The sequence below is a fragment of the Lysobacter oryzae DSM 21044 genome (assembly GCF_059568595.1).
In genome coordinates this window covers 178531-198224 of record NZ_JCANTQ010000011.1, presented here as the reverse complement: position 1 = coordinate 198224, position 19694 = coordinate 178531, and the positions used below count along the sequence as shown (strand labels likewise).

At 66.5% G+C, this 19694-nt stretch carries 17 protein-coding genes and 4 tRNA genes; 10 read left to right on the top strand and 11 right to left on the bottom strand.

All coding sequences use genetic code 11. From position 1 onward, the window contains the following. Positions 1 to 59 precede the first annotated feature (59 nt). The 3 genes from pgsA (at position 60) to BP05_RS09220 (ending at position 1015) form a co-directional block, all read left to right on the top strand. Positions 60 to 653 (top strand): CDP-diacylglycerol--glycerol-3-phosphate 3-phosphatidyltransferase, encoded by a 594-nt coding sequence (gene pgsA, locus BP05_RS09230; protein ID WP_496362685.1) that lies wholly within the window; start codon positions 60 to 62, stop codon positions 651 to 653. 88 nt (positions 654 to 741) lie between these two features. Continuing rightward, positions 742 to 817: transfer RNA gene (locus BP05_RS09225), tRNA-Gly, on the top strand. A gap of 124 nt (positions 818 to 941) precedes the next feature. Next, positions 942 to 1015 (top strand) — tRNA-Cys (locus BP05_RS09220). A gap of 149 nt (positions 1016 to 1164) precedes the next feature. Here the strand turns inward: BP05_RS09220 and BP05_RS09215 are convergent. Continuing rightward, the gene (locus tag BP05_RS09215) at positions 1165 to 2976 is read right to left on the bottom strand and encodes a DUF885 domain-containing protein (RefSeq protein WP_496362683.1); all 1812 of its coding nucleotides are present in this window, start codon (positions 2974 to 2976) and stop codon (positions 1165 to 1167) included. Positions 2977 to 3353: 377 nt separating this feature from the next. Here BP05_RS09215 and BP05_RS09210 point away from each other — a divergent pair. The 3 genes from BP05_RS09210 (at position 3354) to BP05_RS09200 (ending at position 6421) form a co-directional block, all read left to right on the top strand. Further along, positions 3354 to 3440, top strand: a tRNA-Leu gene (locus tag BP05_RS09210). A 58-nt stretch (positions 3441 to 3498) separates the two neighbouring features. Then, a complete protein-coding gene (locus BP05_RS09205) occupies positions 3499 to 4779 on the top strand; it encodes a nucleotide sugar dehydrogenase (protein WP_496362681.1) in 1281 nt (426 codons plus the stop codon). A gap of 19 nt (positions 4780 to 4798) precedes the next feature. Further along, positions 4799 to 6421: an FMN-binding glutamate synthase family protein gene (locus tag BP05_RS09200; protein WP_496362679.1), complete on the top strand. Its 1623-nt coding sequence runs from the start codon at positions 4799 to 4801 to the stop codon at positions 6419 to 6421. 13 nt (positions 6422 to 6434) lie between these two features. On the opposite strand, the gene arsC is transcribed toward BP05_RS09200, so the two are convergent. The 5 genes from arsC to BP05_RS09175 all read right to left on the bottom strand — a co-directional run bounded on the left by arsC (position 6435) and on the right by BP05_RS09175 (position 8864). Continuing rightward, positions 6435 to 6785: an arsenate reductase (glutaredoxin) gene (arsC, locus tag BP05_RS09195; protein WP_496362677.1), complete on the bottom strand. Its 351-nt coding sequence runs from the start codon at positions 6783 to 6785 to the stop codon at positions 6435 to 6437. 92 nt (positions 6786 to 6877) lie between these two features. After that, a tRNA-Val gene (locus BP05_RS09190) sits at positions 6878 to 6952 on the bottom strand. Positions 6953 to 7058: 106 nt separating this feature from the next. Then, positions 7059 to 7907 (bottom strand): hypothetical protein, encoded by an 849-nt coding sequence (locus BP05_RS09185; protein WP_496362675.1) that lies wholly within the window; start codon positions 7905 to 7907, stop codon positions 7059 to 7061. A gap of 56 nt (positions 7908 to 7963) precedes the next feature. Next, positions 7964 to 8590 (bottom strand): TetR/AcrR family transcriptional regulator, encoded by a 627-nt coding sequence (locus tag BP05_RS09180; protein ID WP_496362673.1) that lies wholly within the window; start codon positions 8588 to 8590, stop codon positions 7964 to 7966. 16 nt (positions 8591 to 8606) lie between these two features. Further along, positions 8607 to 8864 (bottom strand): acyl-CoA-binding protein, encoded by a 258-nt coding sequence (locus BP05_RS09175; protein ID WP_496362671.1) that lies wholly within the window; start codon positions 8862 to 8864, stop codon positions 8607 to 8609. Between the two features lie 159 nt (positions 8865 to 9023). Between BP05_RS09175 and BP05_RS09170 the strand changes: the two genes are divergently transcribed. Further along, positions 9024 to 11015, top strand: coding sequence for an SDR family oxidoreductase (locus BP05_RS09170; protein ID WP_496362669.1), 1992 nt, complete (start codon positions 9024 to 9026; stop codon positions 11013 to 11015). Between the two features lie 71 nt (positions 11016 to 11086). Here BP05_RS09170 and BP05_RS09165 read toward each other — a convergent pair whose 3' ends face one another. From BP05_RS09165 to BP05_RS09155, 3 genes are all read right to left on the bottom strand, one after another. Next, positions 11087 to 11914 carry a restriction endonuclease gene (locus tag BP05_RS09165; protein ID WP_496362667.1) on the bottom strand — a complete coding sequence of 276 codons (828 nt, stop codon included), beginning with the start codon at positions 11912 to 11914 and terminating at the stop codon, positions 11087 to 11089. 295 nt (positions 11915 to 12209) lie between these two features. After that, positions 12210 to 12737, bottom strand: a complete 528-nt coding sequence (locus BP05_RS09160) for a phasin family protein (protein WP_496362665.1) — start codon at positions 12735 to 12737, stop codon at positions 12210 to 12212. A gap of 93 nt (positions 12738 to 12830) precedes the next feature. After that, positions 12831 to 14078, bottom strand: a complete 1248-nt coding sequence (locus BP05_RS09155) for a patatin-like phospholipase family protein (protein ID WP_496362663.1) — start codon at positions 14076 to 14078, stop codon at positions 12831 to 12833. Positions 14079 to 14192: 114 nt separating this feature from the next. Between BP05_RS09155 and BP05_RS09150 the strand changes: the two genes are divergently transcribed. Then, positions 14193 to 14918 (top strand): DUF8198 family protein, encoded by a 726-nt coding sequence (locus BP05_RS09150; RefSeq protein WP_496362662.1) that lies wholly within the window; start codon positions 14193 to 14195, stop codon positions 14916 to 14918. Here BP05_RS09150 and BP05_RS09145 read toward each other — a convergent pair. Next, a complete protein-coding gene (locus BP05_RS09145) occupies positions 14915 to 15307 on the bottom strand; it encodes an MliC family protein (protein WP_496362660.1) in 393 nt (130 codons plus the stop codon). The two genes, BP05_RS09150 and BP05_RS09145, sit on opposite strands and share 4 nt — an antisense overlap. 103 nt (positions 15308 to 15410) lie before the next feature. Further along, positions 15411 to 17180, bottom strand: coding sequence for a M14 family metallopeptidase (locus BP05_RS09140; RefSeq protein ID WP_496362658.1), 1770 nt, complete (start codon positions 17178 to 17180; stop codon positions 15411 to 15413). A 167-nt stretch (positions 17181 to 17347) separates the two neighbouring features. Here BP05_RS09140 and BP05_RS09135 point away from each other — a divergent pair, with 167 nt between their 5' ends. Together BP05_RS09135 and BP05_RS09130 are read left to right on the top strand one after the other, a co-directional pair. Next, a complete protein-coding gene (locus tag BP05_RS09135) occupies positions 17348 to 17980 on the top strand; it encodes a glutathione S-transferase family protein (protein WP_496362656.1) in 633 nt (210 codons plus the stop codon). Positions 17981 to 18121: 141 nt separating this feature from the next. Continuing rightward, a complete protein-coding gene (locus BP05_RS09130; protein ID WP_496362654.1) occupies positions 18122 to 19687 on the top strand; it encodes a POT-type proton-dependent oligopeptide transporter in 1566 nt (521 codons plus the stop codon). Positions 19688 to 19694: the final 7 nt, after the last annotated feature.

Here is a 19694-nt window from a genome sequence, read left to right as displayed (position 1 = left end):
TGGCCATCCCCGCGCGAATTGCCCATAAACTGCCCCCAGACCCGAACCGCCCCGTCCTGATGAAGTTGACCGTTCCCACCATCCTGACCCTGCTGAGGATCGTCCTGATCCCGGTGCTGGTCCTGGTGTTCTACCTGCCCTACAAGTGGACCAACTTCGCCGCCGCTTTCGTGTTCATCCTGGCCTCGGTCACGGACTGGCTGGATGGCTGGATCGCGCGGGCCTATAACCAGTCGTCCGCGTTCGGTGCGTTCCTCGATCCGGTGGCCGACAAGCTGATGGTGGCGGTCGCCCTGCTGCTGATCGTGCAGAAGCATCCGACGCCTTGGATGGCGCTGTGGGCGGCGGTGATCGTTGGGCGCGAGATCGCGGTTTCCGCGCTGCGCGAGTGGATGGCCGAACTGGGCCAGCGCGCCCGGGTGAAAGTCGCGAGCATCGGCAAGATCAAGACCATCGTGCAGATGGTCGCGCTCACGTTCCTCCTCTATTTCGAGCCAATCCAGTTGACGGTCTCCGGCCGCACGCTGACGGTGCCGGTATTCACCATCGGCGACTGGATGCTGGCGGTCGCGGCGCTGCTGACCCTGTGGTCGGGGCTGGCCTACCTGCGCGCGGCTTGGCCGACGTTGCGGCAAGACGGCCGCAGTTCCTGAAGGGCGCCGTCGCGAGCAAACGGATCGCAACAAATCTGCATTCAGGTGTTGACACGTCCGTTTCCATGCCTAAAATGGCGCTTCCTCTGCGGGAATAGCTCAGTTGGTAGAGCACGACCTTGCCAAGGTCGGGGTCGCGAGTTCGAGTCTCGTTTCCCGCTCCAGTTTCTACGAAGCCCCGTTCGCGGGGCTTCGTCTTTTTCGGATCAGCAATACCGCCGCATTCGTGAAACACGTTTGCGAAACACCGGCGGTGTGACAGAATCCGAAGCGTTCAAATCGTCATCCGGCCGGGTGGCAGAGTGGTTATGCAGCGGACTGCAAATCCGCGTACGCCGGTTCAATTCCGACCTCGGCCTCCAGTTACAGATCATTGCCCCGCTTGGCTCGCGCCAGGCGGGGCAATTTTTTAGCTCATGCGATGTGCTGGCGTTGTCCGGCAATTGCCCGGCCCGTGCCCGCCGACGGATCTTGGGGTCGGGCAGTCCCGACCCCCTGTCGCGCAAGCCCGTCAGGCCTTCTTCGTCGCGATCCAGCGATCGATCTTGGCCGCAAGCACCTCGAGCGGTACCGCGCCGTCCTTGAGCACTTCGGCATGGAACTCGCGCGCATCGAACCTTGGCCCGAGCTCGGCCTGCGCACGGTGGCGCAGTTCCTGGATCTTCAGTTCGCCGATCTTGTACGCGAGCGCCTGGCCCGGAACCGCCATGTAGCGCTCGGCCTCGGCCGTGGACTGCGTCTCCGACTCGGCCGAATTGTCGAGCATGTACTTGATCACCTGCTCGCGCGACCAGCCTTTGCTGTGCAGGCCGGTATCGACGACCAGGCGGATGGCGCGCCATAGCTCGTTCTGCAGGTAGCCGAAGTAGTCGTACGGATCGGTGTAGACGCCGAGGTCCCGGCCGAGCGATTCGGCATACAGGCCCCAACCCTCGGCGAAAGCGGTCTCGCCGCCGAAGCGGCGGAACTTCGGCATCGTGGCCAGCTCCTGCTGCAGCGAGAACTGGAAGTGGTGGCCGGGAATCGCTTCATGCAGGAAAAGGTCTTCGGCGAGCCAGGTCCTGCGCGTCGGCAGGTTGTACGTGCTGACGTAGAAGATCGCCGGGCGACTGCCATCCTCGCTGGATGGGTAGAACTCGCCGGCTGCGGCCGACTGCGCGCGGAAAGGCTCGACCGGACGAATCTCGAACGGGGCCTTCGGAACGAGCAGGAATTGCTCCGGGATCTTGCGTTGGACCCTTGCCTCCACCGCGCGGTAGTGCGCCAGCAACGCATCCTCGCTTTCAAAGCTGAAGCGCTTGTCGGTCTGCATGAAGTGGAAGAAATCCTGCAGCGAGCCCTTGAAGCCGACCTGCTGCATCACCTCGCGCATTTCGCCGTGGATGCGTGCCACCTCGTCCAGGCCGATCTGGTGGATCTCGGCCGGCGACTTGTCGGTGGTCGTGTACTGGCGTGCGGCGAAGGCATACCAGGCCTGGCCATTCGGCAGCGCGTCCAGGCCGGGCGCGGTGCGTGTCTTCGGCATGTATTCGTTGGCGATGAAGTCGCGCAGTTCCTTGTACGCCGGAATCATCCGCTGCCCGATCATCTCGCTGTACGCGGCGGTCAGTCGCGCCTTGTCCGCGTCGGAGAAGTCGGCCGGCATGTTCTTGATCGGCCCCCAGAAGATCGTGTCCTCGGGCCGGTCCTTGATGACCATCGCGAGTTGGGGAACCACCTTCACCATCAGCGCCTTGGGCTGCACTACGCCCGCGGAAATGCCCTGGCGCATGTTGCCGATGGCGCTGTCGAACAGCACCGGCACGCGGTTCGCGCGCGCGAGCCAGTCGTCGTAGTCCTTGACCGTGCGGAACGGCTGGGTGCCGCTGCCCGAGCCGAACTGCACGGCGAGGCTGGCGATGCTGCCCATCTGGTTGATCGGCAGCATCCAACTTGGGAACTGTTCGGATTCCAGCGACAGCTTCGCGTCGCGCACGAATATCTGGTAGCTCAGCAGGTCCTGTCCCTGCAGGCCTTCCGGACCGACTGCCTCGACGGCATCCAGCCAGCGCCGGGTGAAGGCATGGACCTGCTGACGGTATTCAGCGGACAGGAAGTCGGGCAACTGGTCGTTGTAGCGCGGGTCGCCCTGGAACGTGGCCTGGATCGGGTTGAGTTTCAGGCTTTCTTCCCAGTACGCCTCGTACAGCTTGGCCAGGCGCTCGCCCTTGCTTTCGGAAACCTGCACCGCGGCCGTGGTCGAAGTGGTGCCCGGCGCACTGGCGCAGCCAGCGAGCGCTGCTCCAATGGCTAGGGCGAGCAGGGCGGGCAAACGTGCGCTCATCGGGAACTCCGGGTCAGTGGGTCATTCGGGACGCGCAAGCCTCGACGGCACGGCCCGAGGTCACATGGGCCGAAGGTCACTGGCGTGGCGAGCCGCCAACAAAAGCGCTGGCGCGGACATCCGCGCCGACTGCTCTGGACCATCGGGCGCGGCGTCTGGGTAGCTTCGTATGCGGAGCAGCCCTCCATGTGGACCCTGTTCGTGCCAGCATTCGAGCTAGGGGGCGATGACGATTCGAGCAACAACACTTCGTTCCGCTGGATGTCCAGGTAGCGCAATGTCCTTGTCGCGCTCGAATAGCAGCGCGATGCGCAAGCCGGCGCCGTATTCCGTGGTTCGATTCCGTGCTTGGGGTTGTGCAGGTAAGCTAGTCGAATGCCTGGGTGGCGAAACCGGTATACGCAGCGGACTTAAAATCCGCCGGCCGCGAGGCCATGCGGGTTCGAGTCCCGCCCCAGGCACCATCGCATCCGCGGCCGCAGTGTCCGGCCGATCCCACGCAGGACGAACAGGGCAGGTCGAATGCTGGATCCCCGCAACGCACGGATCGCCGTGATCGGCCTCGGCTACGTCGGCCTGCCGCTGGCCATCGAATTCGGCAGGCAGCACGACACGCTCGGGTTCGACATCGACGCGCAGCGCGTGGCCGGACTGCGCGCGGGGCGGGATGACAACCACGAAAGCAGCGCCGAAGAAATTTCCTCGGCGCCGAAGCTGCGATTCAGTGCCGACGCCGCCGACCTGCGCGGACGCAACGTCTATGTCGTGACCGTTCCCACCCCGGTCGACGTGCACAAGCGTCCCGACTTCACGCCGCTCATCCAAGCCAGTCGCAACATTGGTGCCGTCCTGGCGGCAGGCGACGTGGTGATCTACGAATCCACCGTGTACCCCGGCGCGACAGAGGAGATCTGCGTGCCGCAGCTGGAAGCGACGTCGGGGCTGCGCTTCAACGTCGACTTCTTCGTCGGCTACAGCCCGGAACGCATCAATCCCGGCGATCGCCAGCGCCGCCTCGTCGACATTCCCAAAGTCACCTCGGGTTCGACGCCCGAGGCGGCCGAGTTCGTCGATGCGCTCTACCGCAGCATCATTGCCGCAGGCACGCACAAGGCATCGAGCCTGCGCGTGGCCGAAGCCGCCAAGGTGATCGAGAACACGCAGCGCGATGCGAACATCGCCTTCATCAACGAATTCGCGCTGATCTGCCAGCGCCTGGGACTGGATACCACCGAGGTGCTGGAGGCGGCCGGCACGAAATGGAACTTCCTGCCATTCCGGCCAGGCCTGGTCGGCGGGCATTGCATCGGTGTCGACCCGTACTACCTGATCCAGAAGGCGCAAGCGACGGGCTACTACCCTGACATCCTCCTGGCCTGCCGTCGCATCAACGACGCCATGGGCGAGCATGTCGCCAACGAGGTCATCAAGCTGATGATCCAGCGCGACATCCCGGTCGCGGGTTCGCGCATCCTCATCCTCGGCATGGCGTTCAAGGAGAACTGCCCGGACCTGCGCAATACGCGCGTGGTGGAACTCGCCCAGCGGTTCCGCGAGTACCGGGCCCTCGTGGATATCCACGATCCCTGGGTCGATCCGGCTGTCGCCGCGCAGGAGTACGGCGTGGAACTGCTCACCTCCGCACCGCAGCCGGGCCGCTACGATGCGATCGTGCTTGCCGTGGCGCATGACCAGTACCGCCACCTCGGCCCGGACGGCGCGCGCGCGTTCGGCCGCAGCGGTGCGCTGCTCTACGACATCAAGAGCCTGTACCCGCGCGACAAGGTCGACGCGCGACTCTAGCCGCCCCGGAGAGCAGCACATGCGCTACGCCGCCTACGCCGCCAGCCTCGCGCTCCTCGCTGTCTCCTTGGTAATGGCCGCCTGGCATGGTGGGTCCTGGTGGAGCGGTGTGGCCGTATTCGGAGTGCTGGCCGTGCTTGGCACCATCGACCTGCTGCAGAAGCGCAGCACGCTGCGGCGCAACTATCCGGTGCTCGCGCACTTCCGCTACGGGCTGGAATCCATCGGCCCCGAGATGCGCCAGTACTTCATCGAATCCGACACCGCGGAGACGCCGTTCTCGCGCCAGCAGCGCGCGCTGGTCTACCAGCGCTCCAAGTCGGTCAACGACACGCGCCCGTTCGGCACGCTGCAGGACGTGTATGGCCTCGACTACGAATGGATCAACCATTCGCTGACGCCGGCCCATCCGGAATCGTTCGACTTCCGCCTGGTCGTCGGCGAGAACAGCACGCAACCGTACTCGGCCAGTGTGTTCAACATCTCGGCGATGAGCTTCGGTTCGCTTTCGGCGAATGCGATCCGCGCGTTGAACCGCGGGGCAAAGGCCGGCGGCTTTTACCACGACACCGGAGAGGGCTCGATCTCGCCGTACCACCGTGAAAACGGCGGCGACCTGGTGTGGGAAATCGGCTCGGGCTATTTCGGCTGCCGCGACGAGCAGGGCCGATTCGACATCGATCGCTTCATGCGCGCCGCCCGCCACCCGCAGGTCAGGATGATCGAGATCAAGCTGTCCCAGGGAGCCAAGCCGGGCCACGGCGGCGTGCTGCCGGCGGCCAAGGTCAGCGCGGAAATTTCCGCCACCCGCGGCGTGCCCATGGGCGTGGATTGCGTGTCGCCGGCGCAGCACAGCGCCTTCCGCACGCCGGTGGAACTGCTCGAATTCGTGATGCGCCTGCGCGACGCCGCCGGCGGCAAGCCGACGGGATTCAAGCTGGCGATCGGGCATCCGTGGGAATGGTTCGGGATCGCCAAGGCGATGCGCGAAACCGGACTGCTGCCGGACTTCATCGTGGTCGACGGCGCGGAAGGCGGCACCGGCGCGGCGCCGGCGGAATTCATCGACCACGTGGGCGTGCCCCTGCAGGAGGCGCTGATGCTGGTGCACAACACGCTGGTCGGCCTGGACCTTCGCGGCGGCATCCGCATCGGCGCGGCCGGCCGCATCACCAGCGCCTTCGATATCGCCCGGACCATGGCCCTGGGAGCGGATTGGTGCAACGCCGCGCGCGGCTTCATGTTCGCGCTGGGCTGCATCCAGTCGCTCAGTTGCCACACCGATCGCTGTCCCACCGGCGTGGCGACGCAAGACCCGACGCGATGGAGGCACCTGGACGTCCCGGACAAGGCCACGCGCGTCTTCAACTTCCACCAGAACACGCTGAAGGCGCTGCGCGACCTGCTGGCGGCGGCAGGACTGGACCATCCCGGCCAGCTCGGCCCCGAACATATCCTGCGCCGCGTGTCCCCGACCGAAGTGCGCTCGCTCGCGGCCCTGTACCACTTCCTGGAGCCCGGCGAACTGTTGCTGCGCGTGCCGGACCACGCCGTCTTCAAGGCGTTCTGGGCCGAAGCCCGCAGCGATTCCTTCTCTCCGCCCGAGCGGGTGCGGCGCATGCGCGACAGCAAGTCACGCTAGCGGTTGTCCGCGTTCACAGCAGGGTGAGGACCTGTTCCGGCGGCCTGCCGATCACGGCGCGACCGTTGTGGACGAAGATCGGGCGTTCGATCAGGCGTGGGTGCCGTGCCATCGCGGCAACCAGCGCTTCCTCGGACAGCGACGGATCGTCCAGCCCCAGGGCGGCGTATTCGTCCTCGCCGGTGCGCAGCAGCGCGCGGGCCGGCAGCGCCAGCATCTTCAGGAGCTCGGCCAATTCGTCCGCCGTTGGCGGCGTGTCCAGATAGGTGACCACGCGGGGCTGGATGCCCTGTTCGTGCAGGATCTCGAGGGCGCCACGTGACTTGGAGCAGCGAGGGTTGTGGTACAGGCGGGTGTCGTCCATCGTGGGCTCCGGGTGTGGGGCGCGAAAAGCAAAAAAGCCGGCTTGCGCCGGCTTTTTGCGTCCTGCTGGCCAGAAGCCGGCAGTGGTCGATCTGGTGGGCGGTGCAGGGTTCGAACCTGCGACCCTTGCCGTGTGAAGGCAATGCTCTACCGCTGAGCTAACCGCCCGTCGCATCGCTCGGGAGCGGTGCTGGGCCGCGCATTTTAGGGGCTATGGGCTTCGGGATCAACCGGGTTTGCCCGGATTTGCGCCTGCAGGCCCGAGTGCCCGGATTTACTCGATCTGTTCCCGCGCGTACGCCGCATCCAGGGCCTCCATGGCATCGGCGGGTTTGACCTTGGCGGCCTTTTCGTAGGCCGCGGCCGCGTCGTCCTCCTTCTTGTCGCCGTACAGGAGCATCAGCACGTTGCCGTGCTCGATATGGGCGATGGGCGAAGTGGGCGTGAGTTTGAGCGCGGTCTTGATGTGCTTTTCCGCCTCGGCCGGCTTGGCGCCGTAGGTCATGCCGCCGATCAGGGCGCCGATCTTGTTGACGATCTCGGCGTGGTACACGGCCATCGCCGTATGGGCTTCGGCGTGCTTGGGCGCGAGCTCGAGCGTTGCATCGAGCGCGGCGCGGACCTTGGTGGCGATCCCTTCCTTCAGCGCCTTCACGATCGAAAGGCCCTGGCTGTAGCGGCCCAGGGCGAAGGCGAGGCGGTAGTGGCTGTTGGCTTGGTCCGGCAGCGCCTTGACCGCGGCTTCGGCGAGCTTGGCGGCCTGCTCGAAGCGCTTGAGCTTTTCGGCCTCGCCGTCGACCAGGTAGGTGGCGTGGATGCCAATCGCCTTGACCGCGACCGATGCGCCGACCGGCCCGAGTTTTTCGCCGGCGTCGAATGCCGCCTTGAAGTCCCCGCGATGGAACGCGCGCCACGCGTCCTGGAGCGCGGAAGCCAGCATTTCGGCATCGAGCTTCGGCGCGGCCTTGCCGGCCGCCTTCAGCAGCGCGGCTGCGTGCTTGGCATCGGGGAAGGGCTCGCAATCGCCCGCATGCAGCTGCGGCCAGGCCTTCTTCAACGCGTCGCCGGCGAAGGCGAAACCCTTGGCATCGTGCGGGAAAGCGGCCCATTTGGCGGCGGCCATGGCGAACTCCTGTCAGGGCCCGTCGCGCGCACGCGCGGGCGTGGCGGGGCGGAAAGTCAGTCGATGTAAGCGCGGGTCAGGTTGTTGAGGTGCAACCGCTCGGCGTCGCGGAGGAATGGCGCGAGCAGCATCATGACCTGCACGATGCCGGCGCGGATGGCTTCGTGTTCGTCCTTGTCACCACGCGCCGATGCGTAGTTGAGCCAGAAGGTGGCGATAACCAGCACGTTGGTCGCGGTCGCCGCGAGCTCGTCGCCGGAGGCGCGCATCACTCCGGCCTGGGAGAGGCCGCGCATCACCGCATGGGCCTGTTCGTCGGCGCGCTTGAGGATCCGGGCAAAGCGAAGGCGCAGTCGGCGGTTGCGGCTGAGGATCTCGACCAGGTCGCGGTACAGGAAGCGGTAGTCCCAGATCGACTCGAACACCAGGTGCAGCTGCAGCCAGATGTCCTCGAGCCCGGGCAGGCGGCCTTCCGGCGCGGCCAGCGCGGCGTCCATGCGCTCCTCGAAGCGCGCGAACAGCTGCTCGATGATGTCGTCCTTGTTGCGGAAGTGGTAGTACAGGTTGCCGGGGCTGATCTCCAGCTCGTCGGCGATGTGGTTGGTGGTGACGTTGGGTTCGCCCTGCGCGTTGAACATGGCCAGGCTGGCATCGAGGATGCGCTGGCGGGTCTGCCGGGCCATCGATCGCGGATCCTTCTCAGCCGCGCAGCTTCTTGACCAGGTCGACGTACTTCTTCATCGCGTCGTCCTGGGCCGTTCCCTGCAGCTTGGCCCACGCCTCGTACTTGGCCGTGCCGACGAAATCGAAGAAGCCCGGCTTCGGACCGGAGACGTCGCCCTCGGAACCCTGCTTGTACAGCGCATACAGGCGCAGCAGCGTGTCGTTGTCGGGGCGCTCGGCCAGCGAGTGGACGTCCTTCGCGGCCTGCTCGAATTGGGTCTTCAGATCGGCCATGGCGGCGACTCCTTGCAGGTGAGGCGGCATCACAGCATGGGCCTATTGCACGGTCAATACGGCAGGGCATTGTGGGCTGCGGCAGGCCATGGCAACGTTAGCCCCAGCCGGCATTCGCTACGCAAACCACCACGCCGGTGATCTCGGGAGAGCAGGGGCATGAGCTACTTCGTCACCGGTGCCACCGGTTTCATCGGTCGCTATCTGGTCAGCAAGCTGCTGGAGCGCAAGGGTACGGTGCACGTCCTGGTGCGGAAGGATTCGCAGAAGAAGTTCGATGCCATCGCCAGGAAGATGGGCTGGGACCTGAAGCGGGTCGTGGCCGTCCATGGCGACATGACCGCGGCCCGGTGCGGGGTCAGCGCCGCGCAGGTCAAGGCGCTGTCCGGCAAGGTGAAGCATTTCTTCCACCTCGCCGCGATCTACGACCTCACCGCGGATGCGGCCTCGCAGCGTACGTCCAATATCGAGGGAACCCGTAACGCCCTCGACCTCGCCGCCGCCATCGGCGCGGGCTGCTTCCACCACACCAGTTCCATCGCGGCTGCCGGCCTGTATCCGGGCGTGTTTCGCGAGGACATGTTCGACGAAGCCGAAGGTCTCGACGACCCGTACCTGGCCACCAAGCACGAATCCGAGGGGCTGGTGCGCAAGGAAAAGCGCATCAAATGGCGCATCTACCGCCCCGGCATGGTGGTCGGCCATTCGCAGACCGGCGAGATCGACAAGATCGACGGCCCGTACTACTTCTTCACCCTGATCAAGAAGCTGCGCGAGATGCTGCCGCAGTGGATGCCGACGCTGGGCATCGAGGGTGGCCGCATCAACATCGTGCCCGTCGATTACGTGGTCGATGCAATGGACCACATCGCGCACAAGCCGAAACTGGACGGCCACTGCTTCCACCTGACCGACCCCGAGCCGATGCGCGTGGGCGAGGTGCTCAATTGCTTCGCCCGCGCCGGCCATGCGCCGGAGATGACCATGCGCATCGATGCGCGCATGTTCGCCTTCGTCCCGGGTGGCATCCGCTCGGCGGTGGGCAACCTGCCGCCGGTCAAGCGCTTCATCGGCATGCTGCTGCGCGACTTCAAGATTCCGAAGGAAACGCTGAAGTTCATTACCTATCCGACGCGCTTCGACAACCGCGAGGCCGAGCGCGCGCTGCGCGGCAGCGGTATCAGGGTGCCCGAGCTGGAGAGCTACGCGTGGCGCCTGTGGGACTACTGGGAGCGCCACCTGGACCCGGACCTGTTCGTCGACCGATCGCTCAAGGGCAAGGTCAAGGGCAAGGTCGTCGTGATCACGGGTGGCTCCTCCGGTATCGGCCTTTCGACCGCGCAACGCGTGGCCGAAGCCGGTGCGATCACGGTGATCGTCGCGCGCGGCGAGGAGGAGTTGTTCAAGGCGCGCGACGAGATGAAGAAGGCCGGCGGCAAGGTCTTCGCATACACCGCGGACCTTTCCGACATGGCCGACTGCGACCGTCTGGTGGGGACGGTGCTGAAGGAGCACGGGCACGTCGACGTGCTGATCAACAACGCGGGCCGCTCCATCCGCCGCTCCATCGAGTTGAGCTACGACCGCTTCCACGATTTCGAGCGCACCATGCAGCTCAACTACTTCGGCAGCCTGCGCCTCATCATGGGGTTCATGCCGTCGATGACCCAGCGCCGCCGTGGCCACATCATCAATATCTCCTCGATCGGCGTGCTGGCCAATTCACCGCGCTTCTCGGCGTACGTGGCGTCGAAGGCCGCGTTGGACGCATTCAGCCGCTGCGCGCAGGGCGAGTTGTCCGGCAAGGGCATCAGCTTCACCACCATCAACATGCCGCTGGTGAAGACCCCGATGATCGCGCCGACCAAGATGTACGAGAGCGTGCCGACGCTAACGCCCGATGAAGCCGCGGACCTGGTGGTCAAGGGCATCATCGAGCGACCCAGCCGCATCGCTACCCGCCTGGGCATCTTCGCGTCGGTGGTAAACGCGGTGGCGCCGAAGGCCTATGAAGTCGTCATGAGCACCGCGTTCGAACTCTTCCCCGACTCGGCCGCGGCGAAGGGCGACAAGGCGGCATTGCGCGGCGAGTCGCAGCCAAGCAATGAGCAGATCGCCTTTGCGGCACTGATGCGGGGCGTGCACTGGTAGCGGGTTCGCCCGTGGCGCCACAAAAAAACGCGGCAGAAGCCGCGTTTTTTGTTAGTCGGACCTGGCTGGCGTCAGTACGTAGCGCATTGGACAAAGCGGGCCGGACGCGCTGCTCCCGCCGGAGGTTGCAGATGCAGGCGCGAGGTGCGCAGCGTTTCGTACTTCCTCATCACTTGGCAAATGCCGCCCAGCGGGTCCGCGTTTTCGTCGGTCAGGTAGATCAGCAGCGTGGATCGTGTGCTCCACATTGCACGTTCGACGCCGGGCAGCGTGGTAACCATCCGGATCACATCGTCGCGCTGCTCGTCGTCGCTGACGGGAGCCGGGGCGATCGGCGCGGCGGCCACCGGCTCCGGTGGCCGGATTGCGGCCGGCGCAGCAGTTGCCGGCGCGCTGGCGGGGGCGTCCGCCTCCGCGGTGGGTTCGCTCCTGGGCAGGATCATCGCCGTCACCAGCCCGAGGGTGAGCGCGGCGGCCCACGCGATCAGGATCTGGCGCTTGATCGCCCCATGCGCCTTGCCGGAAAGCTCGTCCTGCACGCCACGCGACAGTTGCGCGTGCACCATGGGCCACAAGCGGGTTCCGTCGTAAAGCTCAACCTGGCCGGCCGCGACCCTGCGGGCATCCGCATCAAGTTCGCCCAGCGTGGCCACCACGCCACCCGCGGCACCGTGGAACCGGACCGCGTCGGCGACGTCGCCAACCATTGACTGGGTGATGTGGTAGTTCAACCCCTGCTTGCACGCCAACAGCCATTCCTGGTTGTCGCGCTTGAGATGGATGACGGAATCCTGGCCGCGTTCGGCGGTATCTTCGGCCGCCTCGGGTTCGAATCCGCGATTGCGCAATCCATCCACGACCAGCCTGGAGAATTCGCGCCAGCGCATCGCCGCCAGCAACTTGAAGCCTTCGGCGCGCTCGGCCCGGGGACGTTGCACCAGCCACAGCCATGCGGTGGCGGCGCCACCGAGGGCAATGGCCACGGCCGTTGCGAGTAGGAGCGACGAAGCCGGCATGAGTCCTTCCGAAGAAACCGAGGCCGAGACTATACGTCAGGGCGCCGAAGGCGAAAACGTGAAGGAGGTCGGGCAATAAAAAGCCCGCCAGTCCGAGTCGCAAGGGGAGGGGAGCTGCGCTGGAAGGACTGGCGGGCAGAAGCTTGAAACGAGCGGGTCGCTTCGGAATCCGGTTGGATCAGTTCGAGGTGGTGCTGGTGCGGGTCTTGCGCGCGGCCGGCTTCTTCGCGGCCTTCGCCGCCTTCTTCGCGGCGGGCTTGCCGTTCTGCTTGCGCAGTTCGGCAGTGAGGGAGTCGACCTTGCGGCTCAGGTCGGCGAGGTCATCGCGGCCAGGCACGCCAAGCTTGGTGAGCGCGCGCTGCACGCGGTCCTCGAAAACCCTTTCCAGACGGTCCCAGGTATCGGTCGCGCGTTCGCGGGCCTGGCCCACCTTGTTTTCCACGGCACCACGCACGGCATCCGCCTGGCCGCCGGCGAACCTGAGGGCGTTCTTCTCCAGCTTCAGGCCTTCCTTGATCAGCGATTCGAACAGCTTGGTGCCTTCGGTCTGGGCGCGGCTGAAGGCGCCGACGCCAGCCAGCCACACCTGCTGGGCGGACTCGCTCAAGGTCTTCGACAACTGCTCGGCCTGTTGGGCGCTGGCCTTGGTGGACGCGCTCCTGGTGGAGCCGGCGGTCTTCTTAGCGGTCTTCTTGAACTTGGCCATGGTCTGCCCCGGATGGGAGGTGGGTGATGGCTGCAAGATCGCGGCGTTGTCTAGAGCTTTCACACCAAGGTCGCGTATCGCGACCCGCACGAATCAGTGGGCGTGGCGCGTAGCGATCAACGCATCGACGTCGTCGAGCGCACGGTGCAGGCGCGCCGTCGTCTCGGTCTTGCGCGGCCGCCGCTTGAGGCCATCGAGGATGGATCGTTCGACGTCGCCGGCGATCTCCTCCCGCACCCGGAGTCCATGCGCGGCCAGTACCGGCGCCAGCGTGTCAGCACGCTGGCGCAGATCGGCCATCACGTTGCGATAGGCGATTTCCGCGATGCGCTGGCGGTTGGCGAAGCTGAAGGCATTGGTGAAGAAGAGCTCGCCGTCTTCCGCGTTCGGTTCAAAGATCAACTGGTCGATGTCGGGGAACTGCTGCTGGTGCTTGACCAGGCCGATCTGCATCCGCGACTGCAGCAGTGTGCGGAAGGTTTGCGAAAGCACCGCCGGCAGGCCGCCGGCCGCGAGGCGCCCGGGGCTGGTCGGCGCGACTGCGGCGTCCACCCCCGTGTTGAACGCCACGAGCGGATTCACCCCGAGCATCAGGTCGATGCCGCGCTCGAGCACGACGGACGCATGCATGGTGCGGCGCAAGGCGCCGTCGACGAAGTGGCGGCCGCGGACTTCCACCGGTGGATACAGGCCGGGCAGGGCGGCGCTGGCCTGGATGGCCTGCGAGATGGGCACGTCGTTCCATTGTTCGCCGCCGAAGCGGACGGTTTCTCCGCTGTCCAGATCGACCGAGATGACGAACAGGGGCGATTCGAGTTCGCGGAAATCGTTGGTGCGACCGCGGCGGGTGAACACATCGCGGAGGAAGCGTTCGACCTCGCCGTTGTCGAACAGCCCGGTCGGCACCAGGCCGCCGAAGCGGGTCAGGAAGTCCGGCCAGCGCAGGTCCCCGGGCGAGAACAGCAGCTCGCGCCACCAGTCCGTGGCCAGGCGCGGCAGCGCAGCGGCACGACGCATGTACTCGAAGAACGCCGGACGCATGAAGGTTTCCGGCCGGAACTGCACGTCGTCGCTGTCGCCGGTCAGGAAGATGCGGCACAGCTCTTCGGTGCCCATGCGGTTGGCGAGGCCCGCCGCGAGGAAGGCACCGCTGCTGACGCCGACGTAGCAATCCAGCCGCGACAGGTCGAGGCCCTCGATGGCTTCGTCCAGCGCGCGCAGGGCGCCGAGTTCGTACATGGCGCCGATGGGGCCACCGCCGGCGACGGCCAGGCCAATGCGCGGGGGGGTCTTGTCGGAGGCTTTGCGCGCCCTCTGGCGGGCGGTGTGGAAAGACAGCATGCGCGCGGGTACGGATCAGGTGGATCGAGTGTAGCCCAGGGGGCGTGGGCGGATTGGGACGCCAGTAGGCCCTTCCGGTTGCCACCTGGCAGCCCGGTGCGGATCATCGTGCCGATGTCACGTGACCACGACCTGTCCAAGCGCCTGGGCTGCCTGCTGGCCAGGCACCAGGCGGTGCACGATCCCGTCCGCGAACCGCGCAACCAGTTGCGCTGGCTGCCGGAGGTCCGGCGCTGGCAGGCCGAGCGACTCGAAGCCAGCTTCGACCGCTTCCTGCGCGACCCGACCCGAAGGCCCGCGGCGCAGTTCTTCCTGAGCGACGTCTACAACGACCGCGATTTCAGCCGGCGCGATGCAGACATTGCGCGCGTGCTGCCCACGATGCAGCGGTTGCTGCCGTCGTCACTGCTGAAGACGCTGTCGGACGCAATCGAGCTGGGATTGCTGACGCATGCATTCGACCTGCGCGTGGCCGGAGTGCTCGAGGGCACGGCGCCCCGTCGCCGCCGGCTGGATGCGCCGCTGTATGCGCAGGCCTACCGTGTCTCGGGACTGCCGCGCCTGCGTCGCCACCAGATCGACCTGATCGCCCATGTGGGCAGCGGACTGGCCGGCGCCTTGCGCGCGCCGGGCGTTTCCACGTTGCTGAAGCTGTCGCGCGGGCCGGCGCGCGCCGCGGGCCTGGCGGAATTGCAGGGTTTCCTGGAGCGCGGGTTTACCGCCTTCGCGCAACTGGGCGACGCGCGCGGCTTCATCGGCGAGATCGAGGCCGACGAGCGCGAGGTAGCGCGCCGCCTGTTCGCGAACGACCCGGATCCGTTCCGGGGCCGAATGGGTTAGCGCGCCGCCGCGCTGTCACGCACCTTCAGGCATTCGACCGTCGGCTGGCCCACCAGGGTCAGGTTGACCTTGCCGGGACGACTCCAGAACTCATTGCCGGCTGCGTCGGCGAAGCGTGCCCCGTCCTCGTTCGCCATCGACTTCAGCGTCAACATGCGTTCTGGTGTTTCCAGGGTGATGGACTCCAGCGATTCGTCGTCGAAGTGGGTGGCGACGGTCAGCTTGTCGCACTGCCACCGCGTGACCGCGCTCGCCGCCTTGTGCGAGGCGGTTGCGGCCGGAGTGGCCGCGGCATCCGGCGCTGCCGCCGGCTGGGCGGAGCCGGTGGGCTTGCAGGCGATCAGCGACAACGCGAGGGCAAGCAGGAAAGTGCAGCGGCAAGCGGTCATGGCATGTTCCCGAGACGCAATCCCCGCAGGCTACACCGGCGCCGGTTCCGGCCGCGGGGCCGTTGCGTGAGCGGAATCACATTGCCGCAATGACGAGTCCGGATCAGGGCGCGCGATCCACGCGCAGGACCGGATAGACGTTGTATGCCCGGTCCCAGGAGGGGTGCAGCCTGGCGAAGTACTCCAGCCGCGCGGAGGGACTGCCGGCGAATGCGGCGTCGTCCCTGAGGCGTTGCTCGAAGCGCGCCTTCAGCTCCGGATCCTTAGCCAGCATTTCGCGCGCAACTTCCTCGGCGACGTAGTCCTCCATGTATTCCTTGCGTTCGAAAGCGGTGTTGAATTCGCCCCAGGCCAGCAGCGAATCGCCGGACTGCGGTTCCAGCAGCGTCATGACCAGTCGGGCCTTGGGCTGCGCGATCGGAACGAACAGTGCGCCGGCGGTGAGATCGCGGCGTTCGGGTTTCCAGTTTCCGGTCGCCTCCAGTGTCTGGTGGCCTTCGAAGGATTGCGCGCCGAACTTCGTCGCGTCGGCGTGGAAGGCGCGGACGTCGGCGCCGGCGAGCGGCGCGTCCAGGCGGCGGAATTCGACGCCATGCTGCCGCAGCTTGGCCCCCACCCACGCCGCATGCGCCGCCGGCACGATGTAGCCCGCACCCGGCGCATCGACGGTGTGTCCCGGCACGATCTCGTCGCGGAGGGGAATGTTCCAGACCTGCGGCTTGCTCTCGTCGTAGCGCGTCATCAGCGCGCCGGAGATATCCGAGGGCGTGCGCGTGTAGGCGTAGCCCTGGAACGCGATCGTGCGCGACCTGGCCGTCGCCTTGTAATCAAGGGCCACGGGACGCCCCGCCAGCGCCGACGCGCGTTCGTCGGCGGCGTGTTCCTGCTGCAGCCAGTCCTGGCCATGGGCTGCGACCAGTTCGGCGGCAGCAAGCACGGTGTTGCGGGTGATGCGCACGCGCGTCGGGTAGTCCTTCCATGAGTGCGTTTCCACCAGCATGCCCAGGCGGTTGCGCTGGGCGAAATAGCTCTGTGAGAAGCGGGGCGGGGCCACGCCATGCTCGAAGCCGGAGGCCGGATTGTCGGTTTCGACGAAGGAGGGATAGAAGGGCAGCGGCAGCGATCCCTGCTTCTCCAGGCGTGCGATCACGCCATCGCGCCACGCCGTGCCGACCTTGCGCAGCGGTTCGTCGCCGCCGGCCGCCGGTTCGACCATGATCGACACGTCGTGCTGGAACTTCGCGCCGTCGGTCACGTGCAGGTCCATCATCGCCACTGGATCCCACTCGTTCGCCAAGCGCAGCATCGCCTGCATCTCGGGACTGCCGGCCTTCACGTAGTCGCGGTTGAGGTTGAGGTTCTGCGCGGTGGTGCGCCAGCCCATTTCCTCCGGGCCGCGCTGGTTGGGCCGGTTCCACGCGGCGAAGCGCTCGTGCCCATCGACGTTGAACACGGGTACGAACAGCAGCACGAGCTTGTCCAGCGGGTTGCCCCTGCGCTTGCCTTCGAGCAGTTCCCGCAGCAGCAGGAAGCCCGCGTCCTTGCCGTCGATCTCGCCCGCATGGATGCCGCCCTGCACCAGCAGCACCGGCAGTCCGGCCTCCCGCGCCGCCTGCGGCTGCAGTTTGCCGGTGGTGCTGACCGCCAGCGCCTTCATCGGCCGGCCTTCCGGGGTGGCGCCGAAATCGAAGCACCGCACCGCCTCGGGATAACGCTCCTGGAAGCCATCGCACAGCGCGATCACTTCGTCATAGCGTCCGGTTTTCTGGAAGCCGCTGCGTTCGGCAACGGTGGTCAGTCCTTGCGGCGCGGCCTGGGCGGCCGTGGCGACAGCCATGGCCAGGCTGGCGGAGAACAGGAAGGTGCGGTGCATGGTCGATTCGGCTTGTTGGGGTCGGCGGTCGAGGAGGGGATGGTAACGGCGTCGTGGCAGCCGGGGTGCGCGGCCGCGGCCAATGGACGCAGGCTGCTGTCGGCGTGCTGTCAGCAGGGCAGCGGCTGCATGCGATCATCGACAGCCCATCCCGGAGGAGTCGCTGCATGTATTCGCTCTACTACGCCCCTGGTGCCGCGAGCATGGTGGTCCATTGGCTCCTGATCGAACTTGGCGTGCCGCATGAATTGCGCCTGGTCGACACCAAGGCGGGTCAACAGAGGTCGCCGGAATACCTCGCCCTCAATCCCAACGGCGTGGTGCCGACGCTGATCGTCGATGGCGCGGCGCGCTTCGAGTGCAGCGCATTGACGATGATGCTGGCCGACCGCCATGCCGGGGCAGGCCTCGCGCCCGCGCTCGACAGCCCGTTGCGTCCGCAGTACCTGCAATGGATGTTCCACCTTGCCAATGCGGTGCAGCCGCTGTTCCGCATCTGGTGGTATCCGCACGAACCCGCGGGTGCGGCCAACGAAACGCTGGTGCGCGATTCCGTGCGTCCGCGCATCGAGGCGGCCTGGGACCGCCTGGACGCGCACCTCGGCGCGCATGGCCCCTACCTGCTGGGCGACCACGTCAGCGCCGCGGACTTCTACCTCGCGATGCTGATGCGCTGGTCGCGCAACATGCCGCAGCCAGCCACTACCTGGCCGCACCTGGCGGCGCTGGCGCAGCGGATGAAGGCCCGCCCTTCGTTCAACACGCTGTACGAGCGCGAAGGGCTCACCGAGTGGGCATGAATGCCTGAACCAGCGCGGCCTTCCGGCGTCTGGCCGGGGGGCACCGCGCCAGTGTTACCCTGCCGCGGGCCGGCGGGCACTGTCCGCCGTTTTTCATGCTTCCGCGGACGGGCACTGCCGTCGGCACGAACGTAGACCTACATGACAGCCAGCACCCAGACCGCCGCCGCCACCGGCAAGCTGCCCCGGCAGATCCCCTACATCATCGGCAACGAAGCCTGCGAGCGCTTCGGCTTCTACGGGATGCGCAACATCCTGACGCCGTTCCTGGTTTCGTCGCTGCTGATGTACATCGCCTCGCAGGCCGAGCGCGAGCACATGGCCAAGGACGTGTTCCACACGTTCGTGATCGGCGTCTACTTCTTCCCGCTGCTGGGCGGCTGGATTTCCGACCGCTACTTCGGCAAGTACAACACCATCCTCTGGCTGTCGCTGGTGTACGTGCTGGGCTTCGTCTGCCTGTCGATGTTCGTGCACAACCCGACCGGCTTCTACGCGGGCATGTTCCTGATCGCACTGGGGTCGGGCGGCATCAAACCGCTGGTGTCTGCGTTCGTGGGCGACCAGTTCGACCAGAGCAACAAGGCCAAGGCCAAAGTCGTCTACGACGCGTTCTACTGGACGATCAATTTCGGCAGCTTCTTCGCCTCGCTGCTGATGCCGATCTTCCTGCGCGGCTACGGTCCGGCAGTGGCGTTCGGCATCCCCGGCGCGCTGATGTTCCTGGCGGTGGTCATCTTCTGGGCGGGACGCAGGAAATACACCCACGTGCCGGCGTCGCCGCCGAACCCGCATTCCTTCCTCAACGTGGTGCGCTCCGCGCTGCTGGCCAGGTCGCCGGGACAGGGCCGGGGCGGGCTGACGATCGCCGTGCTGGGCATGGTGCTGGCGGTAGCCGCGATCGGGTTGTGGCTGGCCGGCTCGCTCGAGTTCGTGCCCGCGTTCTGCCTGGCGCTGGTGCTGGTGATGGCGTTCGGCGGCGTGGGCGCTTCGCTGCAACTGGAACGCGCCCGCGGCGCGCACCCGGACGACGCGGTCGACGGCGTGCGCGCGGTGCTGCGCATCCTGATCGTGTTCGCGCTGGTGACGCCGTTCTGGTCGCTGTTCGACCAGAAGGCATCCACCTGGGTGATCCAGGGCGAGCTGATGACCAAGCCGGCGTGGTTCCAGGCCGCACAGATGCAGGCGCTCAACCCGGCGCTGGTGATGCTGATCATTCCGTTCAACAACCTGGTGCTGTACCCGCTGCTGCGCAGCCTGGGTGTCGAGCCGACCCCGCTGCGGCGCATGGGGTCGGGCATCGCCTTCTCGGCGCTGGCGTGGATCGTCGCCGGCAGCCTGCAGCTGGCCATCGATGGCGGCAATCCGGTCTCGATCGTGTGGCAGGTGCTGCCGTATGCGCTGCTGACGATGGGCGAAGTGCTGGTCTCGGCGACCGGCCTTGAGTTCGCCTACAGCCAGGCGCCCTCGTCGATGAAGGGCACGATCATGAGCTTCTGGATGCTCTCGGTGACCGTCGGCAACCTGTGGGTGCTGCTCAGCAACGCAGCCGTCCGCAACGAGGGCGTCACCTCGCAGATCGCCCAGACCGGCTTGAGCGAGACCGCGTTCCTCATGTTCTTCTTCGCGGGGTTCGCGCTGCTGGCGGCACTGGCGTTCGCGCTGTACGCACGCCATTACCCGATGCAGGACCACTACCGCGCCTGACGCGGCC